At 46.9% G+C, this 19,461-nt stretch carries 17 protein-coding genes and 1 other annotated feature; of the genes, 11 read left to right on the top strand and 6 right to left on the bottom strand.

The window, feature by feature from the left end; all coding sequences use genetic code 11:
- Positions 1-33 precede the first annotated feature (33 nt).
- Complete coding sequence (locus OKS35_RS06170) at positions 34-2,496, bottom strand: transglycosylase domain-containing protein (protein ID WP_264092657.1); 2,463 nt, start codon at positions 2,494-2,496, stop codon at positions 34-36.
- Positions 2,497-2,665: 169 nt separating this feature from the next.
- Positions 2,666-2,863: a binding site (T-box leader), on the top strand.
- A 47-nt stretch (positions 2,864-2,910) separates the two neighbouring features.
- On the opposite strand from OKS35_RS06170, the gene tyrS reads away from it, so the two are divergent.
- Positions 2,911-4,158 carry a tyrosine--tRNA ligase gene (gene tyrS / locus OKS35_RS06165; RefSeq protein WP_264092656.1) on the top strand — a complete coding sequence of 416 codons (1,248 nt, stop codon included), beginning with the start codon at positions 2,911-2,913 and terminating at the stop codon, positions 4,156-4,158.
- A gap of 96 nt (positions 4,159-4,254) precedes the next feature.
- Entirely contained in the window at positions 4,255-4,881 is a 627-nt protein-coding gene (locus tag OKS35_RS06160) for a GTP pyrophosphokinase family protein (protein ID WP_264092655.1), read from the top strand.
- A 35-nt stretch (positions 4,882-4,916) separates the two neighbouring features.
- On the opposite strand, the gene rpsD is transcribed toward OKS35_RS06160, so the two are convergent.
- Positions 4,917-5,516 (bottom strand): 30S ribosomal protein S4, encoded by a 600-nt coding sequence (gene rpsD / locus OKS35_RS06155; RefSeq protein ID WP_031423120.1) that lies wholly within the window; start codon positions 5,514-5,516, stop codon positions 4,917-4,919.
- Between the two features lie 223 nt (positions 5,517-5,739).
- On the bottom strand, positions 5,740-6,222 hold the full coding sequence (locus tag OKS35_RS06150) for a GAF domain-containing protein (RefSeq protein WP_012726740.1): 483 nt from the start codon (positions 6,220-6,222) through the stop codon (positions 5,740-5,742).
- Positions 6,223-6,461: 239 nt separating this feature from the next.
- On the opposite strand from OKS35_RS06150, the gene ezrA reads away from it, so the two are divergent.
- Positions 6,462-8,192, top strand: coding sequence for a septation ring formation regulator EzrA (gene ezrA, locus OKS35_RS06145; protein WP_196430912.1), 1,731 nt, complete (start codon positions 6,462-6,464; stop codon positions 8,190-8,192).
- Positions 8,193-8,266: 74 nt separating this feature from the next.
- Entirely contained in the window at positions 8,267-9,838 is a 1,572-nt protein-coding gene (locus tag OKS35_RS06140) for an amidohydrolase (protein WP_264092654.1), read from the top strand.
- A gap of 48 nt (positions 9,839-9,886) precedes the next feature.
- On the opposite strand, the gene OKS35_RS06135 is transcribed toward OKS35_RS06140, so the two are convergent.
- Positions 9,887-10,705, bottom strand: coding sequence for an NAD kinase (locus tag OKS35_RS06135; RefSeq protein ID WP_214691264.1), 819 nt, complete (start codon positions 10,703-10,705; stop codon positions 9,887-9,889).
- Between the two features lie 149 nt (positions 10,706-10,854).
- Between OKS35_RS06135 and tpx the strand changes: the two genes are divergently transcribed.
- The 4 genes from tpx (at position 10,855) to OKS35_RS06115 (ending at position 14,674) form a co-directional block, all read left to right on the top strand.
- Positions 10,855-11,343, top strand: a complete 489-nt coding sequence (tpx, locus tag OKS35_RS06130; RefSeq protein ID WP_074036494.1) for a thiol peroxidase — start codon at positions 10,855-10,857, stop codon at positions 11,341-11,343.
- Positions 11,344-11,439: 96 nt separating this feature from the next.
- The gene (locus tag OKS35_RS06125; protein ID WP_074036496.1) at positions 11,440-12,333 is read left to right on the top strand and encodes a class I SAM-dependent methyltransferase; all 894 of its coding nucleotides are present in this window, start codon (positions 11,440-11,442) and stop codon (positions 12,331-12,333) included.
- A gap of 119 nt (positions 12,334-12,452) precedes the next feature.
- Complete coding sequence (locus OKS35_RS06120; protein WP_214781567.1) at positions 12,453-13,664, top strand: acetate kinase; 1,212 nt, start codon at positions 12,453-12,455, stop codon at positions 13,662-13,664.
- 407 nt (positions 13,665-14,071) lie between these two features.
- Positions 14,072-14,674 carry a 3D domain-containing protein gene (locus OKS35_RS06115; RefSeq protein ID WP_214690724.1) on the top strand — a complete coding sequence of 201 codons (603 nt, stop codon included), beginning with the start codon at positions 14,072-14,074 and terminating at the stop codon, positions 14,672-14,674.
- Positions 14,675-14,728: 54 nt separating this feature from the next.
- Here OKS35_RS06115 and OKS35_RS06110 read toward each other — a convergent pair whose 3' ends face one another.
- Positions 14,729-15,166, bottom strand: coding sequence for a universal stress protein (locus OKS35_RS06110; RefSeq protein ID WP_012726732.1), 438 nt, complete (start codon positions 15,164-15,166; stop codon positions 14,729-14,731).
- A gap of 183 nt (positions 15,167-15,349) precedes the next feature.
- Here OKS35_RS06110 and OKS35_RS06105 point away from each other — a divergent pair, with 183 nt between their 5' ends.
- The gene (locus OKS35_RS06105; RefSeq protein WP_159562537.1) at positions 15,350-16,075 is read left to right on the top strand and encodes an SDR family oxidoreductase; all 726 of its coding nucleotides are present in this window, start codon (positions 15,350-15,352) and stop codon (positions 16,073-16,075) included.
- A 10-nt stretch (positions 16,076-16,085) separates the two neighbouring features.
- Positions 16,086-16,808, top strand: coding sequence for a metallophosphoesterase family protein (locus OKS35_RS06100; RefSeq protein WP_214781561.1), 723 nt, complete (start codon positions 16,086-16,088; stop codon positions 16,806-16,808).
- A gap of 45 nt (positions 16,809-16,853) precedes the next feature.
- Here the strand turns inward: OKS35_RS06100 and OKS35_RS06095 are convergent, their stop codons facing one another.
- Positions 16,854-17,951, bottom strand: a complete 1,098-nt coding sequence (locus OKS35_RS06095; RefSeq protein ID WP_196430906.1) for a M24 family metallopeptidase — start codon at positions 17,949-17,951, stop codon at positions 16,854-16,856.
- A gap of 165 nt (positions 17,952-18,116) precedes the next feature.
- Between OKS35_RS06095 and OKS35_RS06090 the strand changes: the two genes are divergently transcribed.
- Positions 18,117-19,427 (top strand): DRTGG domain-containing protein, encoded by a 1,311-nt coding sequence (locus tag OKS35_RS06090; RefSeq protein ID WP_074036504.1) that lies wholly within the window; start codon positions 18,117-18,119, stop codon positions 19,425-19,427.
- Positions 19,428-19,461 lie beyond the last annotated feature (34 nt).

Raw genomic sequence — 19,461 nt, 5'->3', positions numbered from 1 at the left:
AGGGTCGACACATCGTGTGTGTCGACCCTTTGTTTATTCACCGTTAGCATCAGCATCGGCTTCTTCTTCAGCTTGTTGTTCGGCTTCTTGTTTAGCCTCTTCTTCAGCTTTCTTCTTCGCGTCTTCCTCAGCTTTTTTCTTTGCTTCGGCGTCTGCTTTTTGTTTAGCTTCTTCTTCAGCTTTTTTCTTAGCGGCAGCATCGGCAGCAGCCTCTTGTTTCTTCTCCTCAGCTTCTTTCTTTGCTTCTTCGGCCTCTTTCTTGGCCTCTTCTTCTTTCTTCTTCTCTTCCTCTTCTTTTTCTTTCTCTTCTACTTTCTTCTTCTCAGAGAATGAACCTGAGTCTTGGAAGTCTTTCGAAGTGACGGTTGAAGGTTGTGAGAAGCGGGCGCTGACGCCTAGAGCTTCTGGGTCATCCGCATAGACACGATTCATCGTTTGCGACCAGATGCGCTGTGTCCGTTGATAGTAACGTCCATAATCCCAACCATCTAGCATTGAGAGGCGTTGTGAATCATAACCTGACCAGACAGCGAGTGTAACGTTCGGGTTCGACCCGACCAAGTACGAATCACGTTGATCGTTCGTTGTACCGGTTTTACCCATCCAATCGCCAGGAACGCTGAGCAATGATTGTGCATATGTCGCAGTACCTGACGTGTAGACGTCGCGGAGCATATCCACCACGAGATAAGAGGTACGTTCTGTGAAAATACGCGTTTTCTTCGGCTTCGCTTCGTAAATGACTTCACCTTGATATTCGATTTCTTGGATGAAGTGCGGCTCCACGTGTTCACCGTAATTTGCTAGCATCGCATAAGAGGCGGCCAAATCGATAGGCTTGACTTCCCCGGTACCGAGTGCCATCGCTGAAGCATAACGGTTTCCTTCAGATACCGGAATTCCCATGTCGACTAATTTCTGCGTATCAGCAGGTTTTTGGTTACGTTCTTCATAAATCTTAACAGCCGGAACGTTCAAGGAGAGCTTGAGCGCATCGCGTACTGTGACAGCACCGCGATACGTTTTCCCTTCGTTTTGAACTTGTTTCTTCGGTTGTCCGGGACCAGTAAACTTATAGAAATACTCCTCGTCAATGATTTGAGTGGCAGGTGTAATCATGCCAGCTTCAATCGCATTTGAATAGACAAGAATCGGTTTTGCAGTCGATCCGATTTGACGTTCTGCCCAGAAAGCACGGTTCAAATCGTCGGTCTTGCCATTGATGTAGCGACCTCCGACGAATCCGAGTACTTTCCCGGTCTTATTCTCAATCATGACAGAAGAGGTTTGTTCAGGAAGTGTGCGGTTCTCATCTTCAATCGTTTGATTCGGTCCGAAGTTGCCAGCGTTTTTAGCCGGTTGTTGCATCGCTTCGTGAATTTCTTTATCCAATGTCAAACGGATGTTGAACCCACCTTGACGCAACATGTTATGAGCACGCTTCGCATAAGTCGAACGGACAGAGTCCTGTTCCTCCGAGCTCAACTCATTGATTTCAATCCCATCTTGCTCCAATAGATAATCCGTTACGATTTGGCGTGCTTGAAGTTCTGCTTCGTCTACCACGTACGGATATTTGTCGCGAGGCTTCGTCTGAGTCTGCATGAAGTCTTGTGTGATGTCGTAGTTATAAGCGGCATCATATTCTTCTTTCGTGATCTTTCCTGCAACGTACATGCGGTTCAATACCGTTTTCATTCGGTTAACCGCACCCGATACGTCCTCTTTGATGACGCCACCTTGATAGTAAGGTGTGTAGAAGAATGGGTTTTTTGGGATACCGGCAAGGAAAGCGGCTTGTGGAAGTGTCAATTTCTCTGCCGAAGTATTGAACACACCGCGAGCGGCGGCCTCAATCCCTGAAATGTTACGTCCCATCGAGTTACGTCCGAATGAGACAACGTTCAGATAGGCGTTTAAAATTTCATCTTTGTTCATCGCCTTCTCTAGACGAAGGGCGAGTAATATTTCTTTTGCTTTCCGTTCGAAAGATACTTCGTTCGTCAACATTTGGTTTTTAATCAATTGTTGCGTCAACGTTGAACCACCCGTGCGATCTTCAGATCCTGTTGCTTCTTGTAAAATAGCGCGTAACGTCGCTTTTGGAACGACGCCATCGTGCTCATAGAATTCGACATCTTCCGTCGCAAGTAGTGCATCGACAACGTATGGAGAAACTTTTTCTACTGGAATCGGGATTCGTACCTCATCGGTCGTATAGTTCCCGATGCGCTCCCCGCTTCCGAAGTAAATATTGGAAGTCGATGTATACGTATTGATTTGCGCAGTCATTGTCTTGTAGGCCGGGGTCGGCATATCTTTGACGAGTGACGCGAAATATCCGACACCAATTCCAGCACCTAAAAACCCGATGAGTACAACAGAAATGATGGTCAGGAGTAGGACGTTCCACGACACATCATACATAACATTGGCATAACGACGTACTTTCAATGACGTCGGATTATTCCATAAGTCTCGAATCTTCTGCAGCATGACAGCCTCCTTAAATATGGTGTAAAACTATTTTAGACAGTAATATATTCGATTATAGCACAATTCAACCTACACCTTACCTCGAAACCGAAGTCTCGTGCAAGTTTCATTGTAAGAGTTGACAAGTTGAAAACGATGCTTATAAAATGAATAGCATAGTCAACAATAAGATGACGCTGTGAAGAAAGCGAAGTAGTCGACGGACCTCTTGTCCAGAAAGCTAGTGGTTGCTGTGAACTAGCCAATGTCAATCGATGAATTACACTTTTAGAGCGTGCCTTTGGGCCGGTTCGAGACCGTTATCTCTCGCTCAAGCGGTCGCAAATTGCGACAAGTAGGGTGGTACCGCGGAATCTCCGTCCCTTCTCATATGAGAAGGGACGTTTTTTTATGTCAATTGAAGGAGTGGAACAGATGGAACTATTAAAAGACTTAGAGTTTCGAGGGCTTGTCAACCAAATGACAGATGAAGAAGGATTGAAAGAACAACTGAAACAACCGACGACGTTATACACGGGATTTGATCCGACAGCGGACTCGCTTCATATCGGGCACTTGCTCCCGATTTTGACGCTAAAACGTTTCCAACAAGCAGGGCATCAGGTCATCGCGCTCGTCGGTGGGGCGACAGGGATGATCGGAGACCCGTCTGGTCGTTCGGATGAACGTTCATTGAACACATTGGATACGGTCAAGCTCTTCTCCGATCGCATCAAGGATCAGTTGAGCCGATTCCTTCCACTTGAAGGGGAGAACCCGATCACGATTCGCAACAACTACGAATGGACGGAAGAGATGTCAATCATCGACTTCCTGCGCGACATTGGGAAGCACTTCCCAATCAGTTACATGCTTGCGAAAGACTCTGTCGATTCACGTATGGAGAACGGGATCTCGTACACAGAGTTCTCTTACATGTTGCTCCAATCTTACGACTTCTTGAAACTATACGAGACAGAGAAATGTCGTCTTCAAGTCGGTGGAAGTGATCAATGGGGGAACATCACGGCAGGTCTTGAATTGATTCGTCGCTTTGGTCACTCTGAAAAAGCGTTCGGTCTCACCGTGCCACTCGTCACAAAGTCGGACGGACAAAAGTTCGGGAAGACAGCGGGCGGTGCAGTTTGGTTAGATGCGGATAAGACGTCGCCATATGAGTTCTACCAGTTCTGGATCAACGTCGACGATGCAGATGTCATCAAGTTCATCAAATACTTCACGTTCATGTCGCATGAAGAGATTGAGGCACTTGCAGCCGAAGTGACAGAAGCGCCTGAAAAGCGCGTGGCACAGCGCCGACTCGCTGAAGAGATGACAAAGCTTGTCCACGGTGAAGCAGGACTTGAACAAGCGGAGCGCATAACGAAAGCGTTCTTTAGCGGAGATTTGACGTCGCTTCAACCGGAAGATATGGAAGATGCGTTTAAAGGCATGCCGCAATTCGAACTTGACGGTGAACGCAACCTTGTCGACCTCCTCGTCGAAGCGAAGATCTCACCATCGAAACGTCAGGCACGTGAAGATGTAACGAACGGAGCGATTTACTTGAACGGCGAACGTGAACAAGCGCTCGATAAAATGATTACGTGCGAAGACACGCTCGGTGAATTCACCATCATTCGCCGTGGTAAGAAGAAATACTTTGTGATTCGTCACATATAATCACGATGTCCGTTCCTCATTTGTTGAGGAATGGACTTTTTTTATACATGACGTGCGGTTCGGATTTGCTAAAATGGGAAGATAGGAGGGATGACGATGGAGATAGAAGAATTTTTCGGTGAGCAGTTCCATCAATGGCGCGAACACTTTCGTTATTATGAAATGGCGATCACGGAACTTGAGAGCGATCTCGGGATCATCGACTTGGACTGGCAGACGAGACTCGGGTATTCACCGATTGAACATGTGAAGACGAGAATGAAGACATTGCCGTCCATCGTGCGCAAGATGAAACGGAAAGACTTGCCTTTGGAAGTTTCGGCGCTTTGGGAACATGTGCACGATGTGGCGGGCATTCGGATTGTTACGAGCTTCCGCGACGATATTTATGAAATCTTGCGTCATCTAGAGGCGCGAGATGATTTAGATATCATCGAAATCAAAGATTACATCAAAGATCCAAAACCGAGCGGGTATCGGAGCTTACATCTCATCGTGAAAACGAAAGTCTACTTGGCAGAACGAATCATCTGGGTGCCTGCGGAGATTCAGATTCGGACACTCGCCATGGACTTTTGGGCGGCAACGGAACATAAGCTTCAGTACAAATATCAACATGCCGTGCCAGAATCATCGAAAGAAGAGCTTATTGAAGCGTCACTCATGGCGGATGCCCTCGATACGCAAATGGGACGCATTCGGCAAGAGATTTTGAAGAAATAAAAAAATCCCCTTCGTGAAGAAGGGGATAAAAAGCATTAACGTGAGTAGTACTCGACGATAAGTTGCTCTTTGATTTGGTCGTTGAGTTCAGCGCGTTCTGGGAGACGTACGAATGTACCTTCGAGTTTCTCAGCGTCAAACGATACGAAGTCTTTTGTAGCTGGTGCTACTTCAAGTGCTTCAGCGATTGCTTTTACGTTTTTCGACTTTTCACGAACAGCGATAACTTGACCTGGTTTTACGCGGTAAGACGCGATGTCAACGCGTGATCCATCAACAGTGATGTGACCGTGGTTGACGAGTTGGCGTGCTCCACGACGTGTGCGAGCGAGGCCGAAACGGTAAACGAGGTTGTCAAGGCGTGATTCGAGCAAGAACATGAAGTTCTCACCGTGGATGCCTGGCATTTTACCAGCATCGTTGAAGATGCGGCGGAATTGCTTCTCGTTCACTCCGTACATGTGACGAAGTGCTTGCTTCGCTTGAAGCTGAAGACCGTATTCTGAGATTTTCTTACGACCATTTCCGTGTTGACCTGGTGCGTAAGGACGTTTTGCTAATTCTTTACCCGTTTCGCTAAGCGAGATGCCTAAGCGACGCGAGAGTTTCCAAGCTGGACCTGTGTAACGAGCCATGATTGGACTCCTCCTTGTTGTTCATGTATTTTGCACAAAAGAACAACGGTGTCAAAGACGAGTAACGCCCCTTTCTAGGTGCAAGCACCTTCACTTGATAGCGAAGCTACGAGATGCCCCTCCGACAAAAGTCGAGGCCCGAAAGGTGGATACGTTTGTCTGTGACTGCTATCGTCATTTCATGCACAAAGATGAGTATACGATGAATACCATCTCTTGTCAATCAAATATAGCGAAGAAGTGTTTCGCAAAAACGTTCGAGTCCTTGACGGTCGATTTCTGAGAAACGGTCGAACTCCGGGCTGTCGATATCGAGCACGCCGATTGTTTTCCCGTCACGTACGAGAGGGACGACGATTTCAGAATTCGAAGCCGCATCACATGCGATATGACCAGGGAATTGATGAACATCGGCCACGAGCTGTGTTTCTTGTGTAGCTGCCGCAGTTCCACAAACCCCTTTACCGAACGCGATGTGAACGCAAGCCGGGAGTCCCTGAAATGGTCCTAAGATTAGACTGTCTTCAGAATCAGTCACGTAGAATCCGACCCAGTTGATCCGATCTAAAAATTGGTTGAGTAAAGCGCTGGCGTTGGCAAGGTTGGCCACTGTATTTGTTTCGCCCTCTAATAATGCGGCGAGTTGCTTGTTTAATAGTTCGTAACCGGCTGTCAAATCACCTGAGTACGATGTCGTTTGGAACATATAAATTCCCCTCCATCTTTCGTGTTTTTAGAATTTAGCATTATGGTACACGCAAATTTAAGATTTGTCTTGTTAGAAAGTTCCGAAAAAATGAACAATCTCCACTGAAACCATTGGAAAACCTATGCAAATCGTTGGTTCTATAATATGATTAGGTATATCTATTCTTATAAAATACTTCTTTTTTTTAATATAAAGGTACATAAGTCCACGAAAGCGGCTTGGAGGTTGTGAAAAAGATGGATTACGGAATTTATGGATTAATCATTGGAATCATCGTCGTCGTATTAGGCGGCATGTTGGGGAGTATGCTCATTCGAAGGAACTTTTACCAAAAAATTGACGACTTGGATATGAGGAAACAAAGTGTGCTCAGTGCGAGCATACCCGTCGAACTCCAGAAATTCAAACAGTGGCCGATGGAAGGGGAAACAAAAGAAAAGTTTGATCGTTGGCATCAATCTTGGGATGAGTTAGTCAGTGTACATGCAGGTCAAATCGATGAAGCGTTATACCGGGCTGAGGAAGACTTGGATAAATATCGTTTCATGAAAGTCAAAGCTGACTTGAATGCAACTGAACAACTCATTGAAGAGCTCGAGACGATGGTACACGCCATGCTCGATGAGATGGATGAATTTACGACGCATCACACCTCGCTTATGGACATTGTGAAGCAGGATGAGAAAGAGTTGTATCAGTTCCGCAAGACATTGAATTCACAAAACCATGCGTTCGGACCAACCTATGCATTGGTGGAACAAGAGATTGCCGCTGCCGAGGCGAAACGCAGTGAGATGATCAACTTAAAGCAGGTCGGTCAAGTTTCTGAAGCATTTGAAACCGGACAAGCCTTATCGAATCAAGTAGGACACATCCGTGAACTGATTCGGATCATTCCGCAATTTGTACGTACGGTTCAAGTGGAACTGAAACAACAACTTCAACAACTCCGGGCTGGACATAAAGAAATGCAAATGGACGGGTATGCGCTTGAACCACTTGGATTAATGGAAGAAATCGATCAAGCGGAAGATCGTCGAGAAGAGTTGATGGCTCGAATCGAACGCTTGGAATTTGATCATTTTGAAGAGGACATGCAACAGTTGAGCTCGGATATCGATCAATTATTCGAAGCATTCCGAACAGAGGTCGATGCCCGCCAATACGTGAAAAAAGAATTTGCGACGATACAAGAGCGCGAATTGCAATCTGCCGAAATCATGAATCACTTACAGACGGAAATGTCTCGACTTGTAAGCAACTATGAAATCAATGCACGCGTCGGAGAAGAGTTCGAACAATTAGAACGTGAACGAACGACTCTCACGGCGAATGTACTTGATATCGAACAAGCTCTCGTCGCGCAAATGTTACCGTTCAGTATGATCAAATCCAAAGTGCAGGAAGCGAAACGGTCACTTGACCAATTCAGTGCCATGCATGAGCGTTTCATTGAGGATACGAATTCATTACGTAAAGAAGAGCTTGAGGTCCGTCACAAGTTAGAAACGTGGAAAAAAGAATTGTCTGGGCATCGTCGCCTGTTAGCGAAAAGTGCGATGCCGGTTGTTCCGAATGATTTGTCAAACGACTTACGTCAGCTCCAAAAAGGTGTCCAGTCGTTAGACGAACAGTTTGACAAGGCACCGTTCAACATGACGTATATCGTCGGCCTTAGCCATGATGTCGAAGAGATGATGGACAACTTCCGTGACCGTGTCCATGCACTGATTCGTCAAGTGACGTATGCGGAACAGTTACTACAATATGCTAACCGTTTCCGACGCCGTGACAACGAGGTCCATATCGCCTTGACGCTTGCGGAAAACAAGTTCTTGCATGGAGAGTATGGCACTGCTGTCGAAATCGGTGAGCGGGTGCTCGGTCGATTCGATGAGAACGGAGCCAATGGAATTCGTCAACGTGTGGATAAAGGGTTAGAACAGCAGGAATTGCTAAAAAAATAAACGATGCATGAAGATTGACGGAAACGGGAAAAACGTAGACGTCAATCTTTTTTCAATCAAGGAGGAATCGTCAGATGGGTACACTATGGGTCAACGGGAATATCTACACATTGAATAAACCGGGTGAGATGGAACGTGCCATGTTTATTGAGCATGGACGCGTCTTGAAGATGGGGGACGAGGGACATCTCCGACGTACATATGCCGGTCGCATCGAAGAGATTGTGAATTTGGAAGGGAAGAGTGTGTATCCGGCCTTTACCGATTCACACATTCACCTTGTCGGATACGGCGAAGCGCTCGACCGTGTCGATGCGAGTGAAGCGACGGATCTTCGAGAATTACTTGAAACGATGAAGCAACGAGGGTCGGACGACGATTGGATCGTCGCAGAAGGGTTTGATGATCGTCTGCTCGGTGACATGCCGACACGCGAGATGATTGATGAAGTGATTGACGACCGTCCTGTCGTGTTGAAGCGTGTCTGTCGTCACGTAGCCGTCGTGAACTCGAAAGGACTTGAACGACTTGGACTGATCCACCATACGGTGATCGAAGGTGGAAAACTTGGGCGAGGTGAAGAAGGTAAATTGAATGGCGTCCTATATGATGCTGCACTAGATCTCTTATATAAAGAATTGAGTGGGAATCGTAAGAAAAATGCCGCTTCTCTTCGCCGGGCAATCGATTCATTATTCGCACATGGAATCGTTGGTGCCCATACGGAAGACTTGTTCTATCATGGAGATCCGCTCGAAACGATTCAAGCGTACGAAGATGTACTGAACGAACTTCCGTTTCAAGCACACCTTCTCGTCCACGAACAGGTGGTGGATCGTGTCATCCAGCAAGATGCGATGACGCGTCGGAAGCGGTTTGACTTCGGTGCGATGAAACTCTTTGTCGACGGTTCGTTTGGTGGACGCACCGCTCTGTTATCTGCACCGTATGCGGATGATCGGAGTCAACGAGGAATTGAAGTACATCGACCAGATCATCTCGAGGCACTCGTGAAAAAAGCACGAACATACGGTATGAATGTGGCAGCGCATGTGATCGGTGATGCGGCGGTCGAGCAATTTGTCGGCCTGCTTGAGAAGTACCCTGCCAGAAAAGGGACACGAGATCGAATTATCCATGCCTCATTATTGAATGACTCATTGATCAACCGAATCAAATCATTGCCTGTTTTGATTGATGCACAGCCGGTATTTTTATCGGATGACATGGACATGCTGTTCGAGCGGTTGGGCAATGAGCGTGTGCATGATGTCTATCGATTCAAGTCTTTACTCGATACAGGGGCATTGGTGTTAGGAGGAAGTGACGCGCCGATTTCATCTGTTGACGTTCGAAAGGGATTGTTTGGAGCGGTGATGCGACAATCGTTTCACGGGTCGAGCACGCTAAATCCGAGTGAACGTCTTTCGATGTATGAAGCTCTTCGCAGCTTCACGTATTCGCCTCATGTTGCTACAGGGACGCACGGAAGAAACGGGCTATTGGTTCAAAGCTACAATGCCAACTTCACAGTATGGGATGAAGATTTCTTTAAATTGAGTGGGAAAGACATCCTGCACAACCGTCTTGTCATGACTGTCGTCGAAGGGCAACCAGTGTACGAAGCAGAAAAAGCCACGCTGTAAAAAAAGAGTTGCTTCATCCGAAAGGGATGAAGCAACTCTTTTTTTACATCAGAAGAATGAACGTTGTACTTTATGCCAGAACGAGTTGGTCCGAAGCTTGACAGTCTTGATGACCTGGTCCGAGAGTTCGATATCGATTCGGTCTGTGTACTTCAAGCTGAGCGCCTCGTTATCCATCCCAATAATCGGGTAGTCGTTGCCGTCTTCGACGATGCGGAGTGACAACTTACGCGAATCATGAACGATAAAGGATGAGCCGAGTGTGCGATAGCGATTGTTGTTGACCGAAGCGATCTCACTGACTTGCATACATGGGATGAGTGGGTCGACGACCGCACCGCTGAGAGATTTGTTATAGGCAGTCGATCCCGTCGGCGTCGATACAACCATTCCGTCCCCACGGAATGTTTCGAAATGTAGATCGTCGATATAGACCTCGATGGCGAGTGATTTGATAATACTTGATTTAATCGAAGCCTCATTTAAACAGAGGAGCGGTGTCGATTCGTTGATCGATGCTGAAAGAAGTGGATACTTCCGGACTTCGAGACCTTCTTCGATTCGCATCGAGTTGTCCGAGAAGAGGCGGTCGACTTCATCGAGTTTATGTATGTCGAAATCACAATAAAACTCGTTCAATCCACGACCGAAGCCAACGTAGATGGCGTCTTGACGAAAGCCTGTGTAGCGAACCGCCTGTAAAAATGCCCCGTCCCCGCCGACTGCAGCGATGATGTTCGCGTCCTCCGGTTGATTTACGATGTTGAACCCGTGTTTTTCCCCGATTTCTCTCAGTTTCTTCACTTCTTTTGTGAATTCGTTGACGTTACGATGGTACAAATAGACGTTGTTTCTCATCTGAGTCATCCCCTTTGTCAATGGTGTCCTCTTTATTATAACGTGTTTCTTCCTACCGATATAGGGAAAACTGAAACAGAGTCAAAAGCAGGAAGTTTGTCAAAGGCGCAAGTTCATCGATATGATGAACGAGTAACTACAACAAAGGGGATGAGTACATGCCAACATTTAAAGGGAACAACGTAACATTACAAGGAAATCCAGTGAAGGTAGGAGATCAAGCTCCTGATTTCCGCGTCTTGACGACTGCTTTAGAAGAAGTGACGTTAGCAACCTATCCGGGGAAAAAACTAATCAGTGTCATTCCTTCAATCGATACAGGCGTATGTGATGCACAAACGCGTGAGTTCAACGAAAAGGCCTCATCACTCGGTGGTACAGTCTTGACTGTATCGAACGATTTGCCGTTCGCACAGCGCCGTTGGTGTTCTGCATCTGGTTTAGATAACGTAGTCACCCTCTCGGACCACCGCGATCTTTCGTTCGCAAAAGCATATGGTGTTTTAATTGAAGAAATGCGTCTTCTTGCGCGTTCTGTATTCGTCGTCGATTCGAATGGCGTCGTCCAATATGTACAATATATGGATGAAATGACAGATGAAGTTGATTTCGCGGCGGCACTTGAGGCGTTCGAACAAGCGAATTGATTCGTTTGGCGAAATTGATTAAAATAGCTTACACTAGTACGTGAACCGACCGGTCCTCTCATGGGGGCCGGTTTTGTATGGAAAGGATGAACGAAAATGGAACGTTTTGAACAACTCTATCGTGATTGGAAGAAGGAAGCAAAGAAACTGGTCAACGACCTGGATGTATTACCGATCGAGGCACTCGTCCAAGTATTTGACCATGTTGACATTGAAAAAGAGAAGATGGACGATGTCCGTAAAGCAGTGAGTTTACTCGTCTTGGAAGAAACGACACAACTCCCCCCGAACAATCAACCGACACCGGATGCGGTCAGCCTATTTATGGGTTATCTAGCTTCGAAGCTACTTAAGGAAAACGCGACGATTCTAGATTTAGGTAGTGGGACAGGTACGTTGACGCACGCCGTTCTCTCTCAGTTAAAAGATGCGACAGCGCAAGCGGTCGAAGTGGATGAACTGTTGCTTCGTCTTTCCTATTCCATTAGTAACTTGTTAGGAGAACCAGTATCCTACTTCCATCAAGACGCCCTTGCTCCTCTGTTTGTTGAACCGAGCGACCTTTCCGTTGCTGACTTGCCAATCGGATATTATCCAAATGATGAAGTGGCAGCCGGATACGACATGAAACGAGAACAAGGACATGCCTATTCGCATTTCCTCTTGATGGAACAGGCGATTCGCCATACGAAACCAGGTGGGCATGGATTATTTGTCATCCCGAACAATTTGTTTGAACAGGATGACGAAGGGAAATTAAAACAATGGATGGACCGTGAGGCTGTTGTGAAAGGGGTCATTCAACTTCCGACGACGATGTTTAAAGACGAACGTTACGCGAAAAGCTTATTGCTCCTTCAAAAAGTAGGAGAAGGCGTCACACGGCCAAAACAAGCGCTATTTGTGGAACTTCCGTCATTCACAGATGTCAGAGCGGTAGCCAATGTTGTGAAACAGATTGATGATTGGTTCAAAACAACTCAAAAATAATGGACAAAATACTTGAAAAAGGTATGCAAAATCAAGTATCTTCATTATGATACAGTTATCAGTTTTAAATTGAACAGATAAAGATATGCGTTTAAAACGAAAGGTAAGAGGTGTATGACATGACGAAAATTATGGCAGTCAATGCGGGTAGTTCATCGCTCAAGTTCCAGTTACTCGAGATGCCAACGGAAGAGTTGCTCGCAGTCGGACTTGTAGAGCGTGTAGGGAAAGAAGATGCGATTTTTACAATCAAGTACGGTGAAGGACAGAAGTTCAACGTGGTCACACCACTTCACACGCACAAAGAAGCGGTTGAATTGACGTTGGAGAAGTTGATCGAATTGGATATCATCCAATCATTCGATGAGATTTCTGGTGTAGGTCACCGTGTGTTACACGGAAAAGAGTTGTATGCGGATTCGGTCGTCATTGACGATGAAGTCATGAAGAACATCGAATCGTTCACAGAGCTCGGACCACTTCACATCCCACCAAACTTGACAGGTATTCGTGCATTCCAGGCAATTTTGCCGAATGTCCCACAAATAGCGGTATTCGATACAGCGTTCCACCAGTCAATGCCTGAAGAGAATTTCTTGTACAGTCTTCCTTATGAATACTATACAGAACATGGTGTACGTAAATACGGCTTTCACGGAACGAGCCACAAGTATGTCACACAGCGTGCGGCAGAACTTCTCGGTCGTCCGCTAGAAGACTTGCGTTTGATTTCATGTCACCTCGGTAGCGGTGCATCGATCGCTGCAGTAGCAGGTGGTCGCTCAATCGATACAACGATGGGCTTCACACCACTCGAAGGAATCACGATGGGAACGCGCTCAGGTTCTTTGGACCCGGCCCTCATCCCGTTCTTGATGCAAAAAACAGGGAAGTCTGCTGAAGATGTATTGAACGTCATGAACAAAGAGTCTGGCGTGTACGGTCTTTCTGGTATCTCAAGTGACTTGCGTGACATCGAGCAAGCGGCTGCAGAAGGCAACCATCGTGCAGAAGTTTCATTGAAAATCTTCTCGAACCGTATTCACGGTTACATCGGTCAATATGCGGCTGAAATGAATGGTGTCGACGCCATCATCTTCACAGCGGGCGTCGGTGAGAACTCGGACGTCATCCGTGAACGCATCCTTCGCGGTCTTGAATTCATGGGTGTCTACTGGGATCCTTCACTTAACAACGGTGCTCGCGGAAAAGAGTTGTTTATCAACTATCCGCACTCACCAGTTAAAGTCATCATCATCCCGACGAACGAAGAATTGGTCATCGCGCGCGACACGGTACGCATTGCAAACCTTGTCGAAGCACACGCATAATACGAAACGAACCCACGTTACTTCGTGTAACGTGGGTTTTTTTATGAGTCTTTTTTACTAATGTGAAGAATCGTAAGTAGGACAAATGTTTTCTCCTTTGTAACATTAGGCGCTTCATTTACATCGTTTTGCAATGTTTATGTCATGAATAAACCATATATTGGATTTTAATTTATAAAAATATCTCGTATTCGATTTAAATGTCAATCTAACACGATAAACCTTTAATTTTGACATCGATTTGTAATGTTCGTGTCACTCAAATGAACAGGAAGTGTAACGGCACTGACTGATGTTTCGTCATATAGTTATCTGGACGAAATATTCAATTGGAGTGACAAGTCACTCGTTCGATAGATGATGATATGAAATGAAACCAAATTGACGAAGAGAGGACGAATAAACGTATGTTGAAAAAAATCATGACGCTCTTACTTCTCGCCATCGCCGTATTTGCATTTGCTCTACCCACTTCACCAGTAGAAGCAGCTACGAAAAAAGTATATGTTGCAACAAAGTCAGGTTCGAAGATGGTCTATGCAGATGGGAAATCAAATGCACGAGTGATTGGGAAGATGACGGCGAGTGATCGTCTTCAACGTACAGGTTCTCGAGGTGCTTGGATTCGCGTGAACTATAAAGGGAAGGCCGGATGGGTTCCTACAAAGAACTTACGTACTGTAAGTGCTCCTAAACCGCTCAAACCAGCAAGCGTGAAGACGTATACGATGAAAGCGTCCGCATATACACCGTACTGCAAGGGATGTTCAGGTAAGACAGCACTTGGATGGAACGTTCGAACCCAAAAGCGAAATGTAGTCGCGGTAGACCCGCGCGTCATTCCACTCGGAACGAAAGTGCAAGTATTCGTAGGGGGCAAGTCGATGGGTACCTACACGGCAGCTGACACTGGTGGCGCCATCAAAGGAAATAAAATTGACATCTTAATGTATTCGCAAAATGCAGCGATTCAATTTGGTCGTAAAACGGTTACAGTCAAGGTGTTATAATGCATAGGAAAAGGGTCTTGCGATTGCGCAAGACCCTTTTTGATGGATGGGTGATTATTGACGAACGATAAGGACGTCACATTTCGCATAACGGACGATGCTTTCAGAAACGCTTCCGATAAAGAACCGTTCAACGGCGTTTAAACCTGTCGCACCACAAATAATAAGATCAATATCATGGTTAGGTGCAATCTTTTTCGCAATCGTCACTTTCGGGGAACCGTATTCAATCACCGTTTCGACTTCTTTTACGCCACGCTCTTTCGCGCGATTGACATAGTCTTCAAGTAACTCTTTCGCATATGTCTCGGCACGCTCTGTGATTGTGCGGTCGTAAGCTTCTACAGTCGCAAACGTACGCGTATCAATCACATGACCAACGTACAGTTTTCCTTCGTTACGAATCGCGACATCGATTGCTGTTTCAAATGCACGTTCTGCCTCTTTAGAGCCGTCAACGGCAGATAAAATGTGTTTGTATACAATTGCCATGTAAATCCCAACCTTTCGCTCGAAATATACGTTCGGCTTACATATATAGTATACCACTTCTTTCAGTTTTCACGCTTTTTCGCCATGAAAATGCGTGAATTTTTTCATGACGATGTTCACGACATGTCCAAGTTTGGAATTCGTGTGAAAGAACGGGTAAAATAAGGCGGAGGAGGTAGGGCGATGAAACATGTAATGATTACATCTGGTGCCAAAGGGATCGGACGCGTAGTGACGGAGCGTCTGTTACAAGATGGGTGGCACGTCAGCATTTTGCAACGGAATCCGATTGACTGGGAACATGAACGGATACATATGATCGAGGCCGGATTGACGGACCGCGAACAACTGCTCTCAGCCTATGAGGAAGCGGTCGAACGTTTTGGTGAACCGAACGCCTTGATTTTAAATGCAGGTCCATATATCTTTGAGCGGAAACCGCTCGTCGAATTGACAGACGAAGAGTGGGACGAAGTACTCACGGGCAACCTGTCCGCCTCATTTTGGTTGATGCGTCGTGCGATTCCTTCCATGCGCTCAAATCGATTTGGACGCATCATCTCGTATGGGTTTCCGGAAAGTGGGACGGCCCCTGGCTGGATCCATCGTTCTGCGTTTGCCGCTGCAAAGACGGGACTCGTCAGTTTGACAAAATCGGTCGCGCTAGAAGAGGCCCCGTTCGGGATTACGGCGAACATGGTCAATCCGGGCAATATCGTCGGCTCTCAAAAGGAGATGCGCATTGATGAAGCGGAAGTGGATGAAGGAACTCCGGTCGGTCGACACGGGACAGGAGAAGATATCGCGCGTTTGATTTCGTTCTTATTACAAGAAGACTCGGACATGATCACAGGTGCCATCATCGATGTGACAGGCGGCGTCAACGTCGTCCATCAATACCGAAAGTGAGGGGAACGCGATGAAGATTGGAGTGGTCACGGACGTTCATGGAAATCTCGAGGCGTTGGAGGCTGCACTTCAAGTCATGGATGCGGAGCGGGTCGACGTCATCTGGTCGCTCGGTGACATGATTGCAATGGGACCGGACTCTAATGCGGTCATGGAGCGTTTGTTAGACCGGGGAACGCATATGATTTCTGGAAATCATGATGAAGCGGTTCTTTCCCTTTTGGCTGGACACGGTCATCCAGAAAGTTATGCTCATACGCGCCCCCACCATGAGTGGGTTGCACGTCATCTAGAGACTCGATATGCAGATGTCCTCGAATCCCTTCCACGAACAATGTCCGTCAAAATGGTTGGCGAAACGGTGTTCGGCATTCATTATCATATCCCGACCGAACGACGCCATGCCACGATTGTCGAAGAACCGTTTCACGAGATTCTCGAACCGACACTGGAAAATATGCAGCGACTGTATGGAGCATATACAGGAGAAATCGTGTTATTCGGACATCACCATCCTGTCCATCTGTTTGAAGATGACACCAAGCGCTACGTCAATCCTGGTGCGCTCGGAGTGGCGAAAGATGACCTGGCTCGCTTTGCCATATTATCTGAAGGAGAAACCGGGATTGCTCTTGAACTGAAGGCGGTCCCATATGACAAACGTGCCTTTTTAGAGAAGATGGAACGTTATGACGTACCGCAACGGGATGTCATGCTGCGCTTGTTTTATTAAGATATGTAAAAAAGTGCGATCCTTGAGAATGGATCGCACTTTTTGTCATTCAATCTCTTGAAGTGTTTTCGGATAACTCGTCAATGTGATGGGACCACTTTCTGTCATGACGAGATCGTCTTCAATACGGACTCCGCCGACTCCCGGTAGATAGATACCCGGTTCGACTGTGAACGTCATCCCGACTTGGGCGGTCATGTCATTGTTCGCTGCCATCGAGGGGTGTTCGTGTACTTCGATTCCAATTCCGTGACCGATTCGATGAGTGAAGTATTCACCATATCCTGCAGACGTGATGACTTGTCGTGCCGCGATATCGATTGCGCCGAGTGTCGTACCGACGTTCGCCATCTCGATTGCGGCTTCCTCAGCCTGGAGAACCGTTTCGTAAATCTCACGTTGTTTGCGACTCGCCTCACCGAAGACAACCGTCCGCGTGATGTCTGAACAGTATCCCTGCCAGACGACACCGAGGTCGAACAAGGCAAAATCCCCTTTTTTCAAGCGGTTGTTGCCTGGGACACCGTGAGGGTCGGCACTGTTCTCACCGAACAAGACGAGCGTGTCGAACGACATTTCACGGACGCCTTGCTGTTTCATGGCGTATTCAATATCCGCGATGACCTCGAGTTCTGTCACGCCTTCACGGAGGGAGCGGATCCCGGCTTCGATGGCCATATCTGCCAACTCGGCGGCCCGCTTCATGATCCGGACTTCATCCGGTGATTTGATCATACGTAACGTTTGGAGCTCGTCTGTCAAATCGATAATTGACAGACCGGCAAAACCGGCGCGAAGCTGCTCGACTCGGTTGAATGTCAAATGCTCCCCTTCGATTCCGATTCGTTCAGGAACGATTTGGTTATCGAGGAATAACTTGACGATTTTGTCCCATGGGTTTTCATGGTCCATATACGTCACGATTTCACCTGACCAGTCACTCGCTTCGACAATCCCTTTTTCAAGTGCTGGGCAGATGATGGCAGTTGTGCCGTTCTTCAAAACTAAAATGGCGATCAATCGCTCGTGCGCTTCCGCGTATACTCCCGAGAAATAAAACACGGATGCTTTCGACGTGATGAATGCTGCATCTAACCCTTTTGTCGCTAGAGATTGTGCAATTTGATTGGTGCGTTGATTCAAGTTGAATCCCTTCCCTTCTACCTCTTACGTTGACTACTCGTCTATTATAGCTGTTTCGAAAACAGAAAGGAAATGTTGCAATTTGATTGGTACAGTTTGAACTAGTTCGACTGATACAGTATACTGAATAGAGTAGAAAATGTATTGAGAGAAGGGACTCCGCGTATGACCACAAAACATGAACAGATCATAGCACATATCGAGTCACTCGATGTAGGGTCAAAAATTTCGGTCCGCCAAATCGCCAAAGAGTTGGCTGTATCAGAAGGTACGGCTTATCGGGCCATCAAAGAAGCTGAGAACCTAGGTTTCGTATCAACCATTGAACGGGTGGGGACGATTCGGATCAAGCGAAAACATAAAGAAAATATTGAAAAGCTGACATTCGCCGAAGTCGTCAATATCGTCGATGGTCAGGTGTTGGGCGGACGTAACGGTCTCCACAAGACGCTATCGAAATTTGTAATCGGTGCCATGAAGCTCGAGGCGATGATGCGATATATCGATGTCGACTCACTCGTCATCATCGGGAACCGCGAGAAAGCGCATGAACTCGTCTTACAATCAGGTGGGGCTGTGTTGATCACAGGGGGATTCGACACAACGGATGAAGTGAAACGAATGGCAGATAAGTATGATATGCCTGTCATTTCTACATCCTATGACAGTTTTACCGTCGCGACGATGATCAACCGAGCCATCTATGACCGTCTAATCAAAAAAGAGATTTTACTCGTCTCAGATATCGTCATCCCGCTCCACGATACGTTCTATCTGAAGTCAGATGACACAGTGAAACGTTGGCACGAGCTGAATGAACGGACGAAACATAATCGGTATCCCGTCATCGATGAACAGATGAAAGTGGTCGGCGTGATCACGGCAAAGGATGTCATTGATAAATCACACGACTATGATATTGAGAAGGTCATGACGAAAAGTCCGATTACAGTAGGCGTACAAACGAGTGTCACCAATGCCGCGCACCAGATGGTGTGGGAAGGGATCGAGATGTTACCTGTCGTTGATAACTACGGACGTCTGCTTGGGATTATTAGCCGCCAAGATGTGCTGAAGGCGTTGCAACTGGCGAATCGACAACCGCAAGTCGGTGAGACGTTCGATAACATGATCACGAACCAGCTGAAAGAAGATCCTGCATCGAACGGGACGGCCTTCACGGTTGAAGTGGCCCCACAGATGACGAGTCATATGGGGACCGCCTCATCTGGCGTGTTGACGACCTTGTTGGTCGAAGGGGCGACGCGAAGTCTACGTCATATGAAGAAAGGCGATCTCGTGGTTGAGAATATCACCGTCTATTTCATGAAGCCGATTCAAATTGAAAGTCAGATTCGAGTGTCGGCCCATGTCTTCGACCTCGGTCGGAAGTTCGGGAAAGTGGATGTGGAGATGACGCAAGGGACACAACTTGTCGCCAAAGCGCTCGTCACGGCACAACTCATCGATCGGTAATAAAAAGAGCACCTGCTACAGCGCGTAGCGGGTG

This window comes from Exiguobacterium sp. N5 (genome assembly GCF_025842465.1).
Taxonomy (GTDB): domain Bacteria; phylum Bacillota; class Bacilli; order Exiguobacteriales; family Exiguobacteriaceae; genus Exiguobacterium; species Exiguobacterium profundum.
Note: the sequence above shows the minus strand (reverse complement) of the source record. Positions and strands in the feature narration are given on the sequence as shown.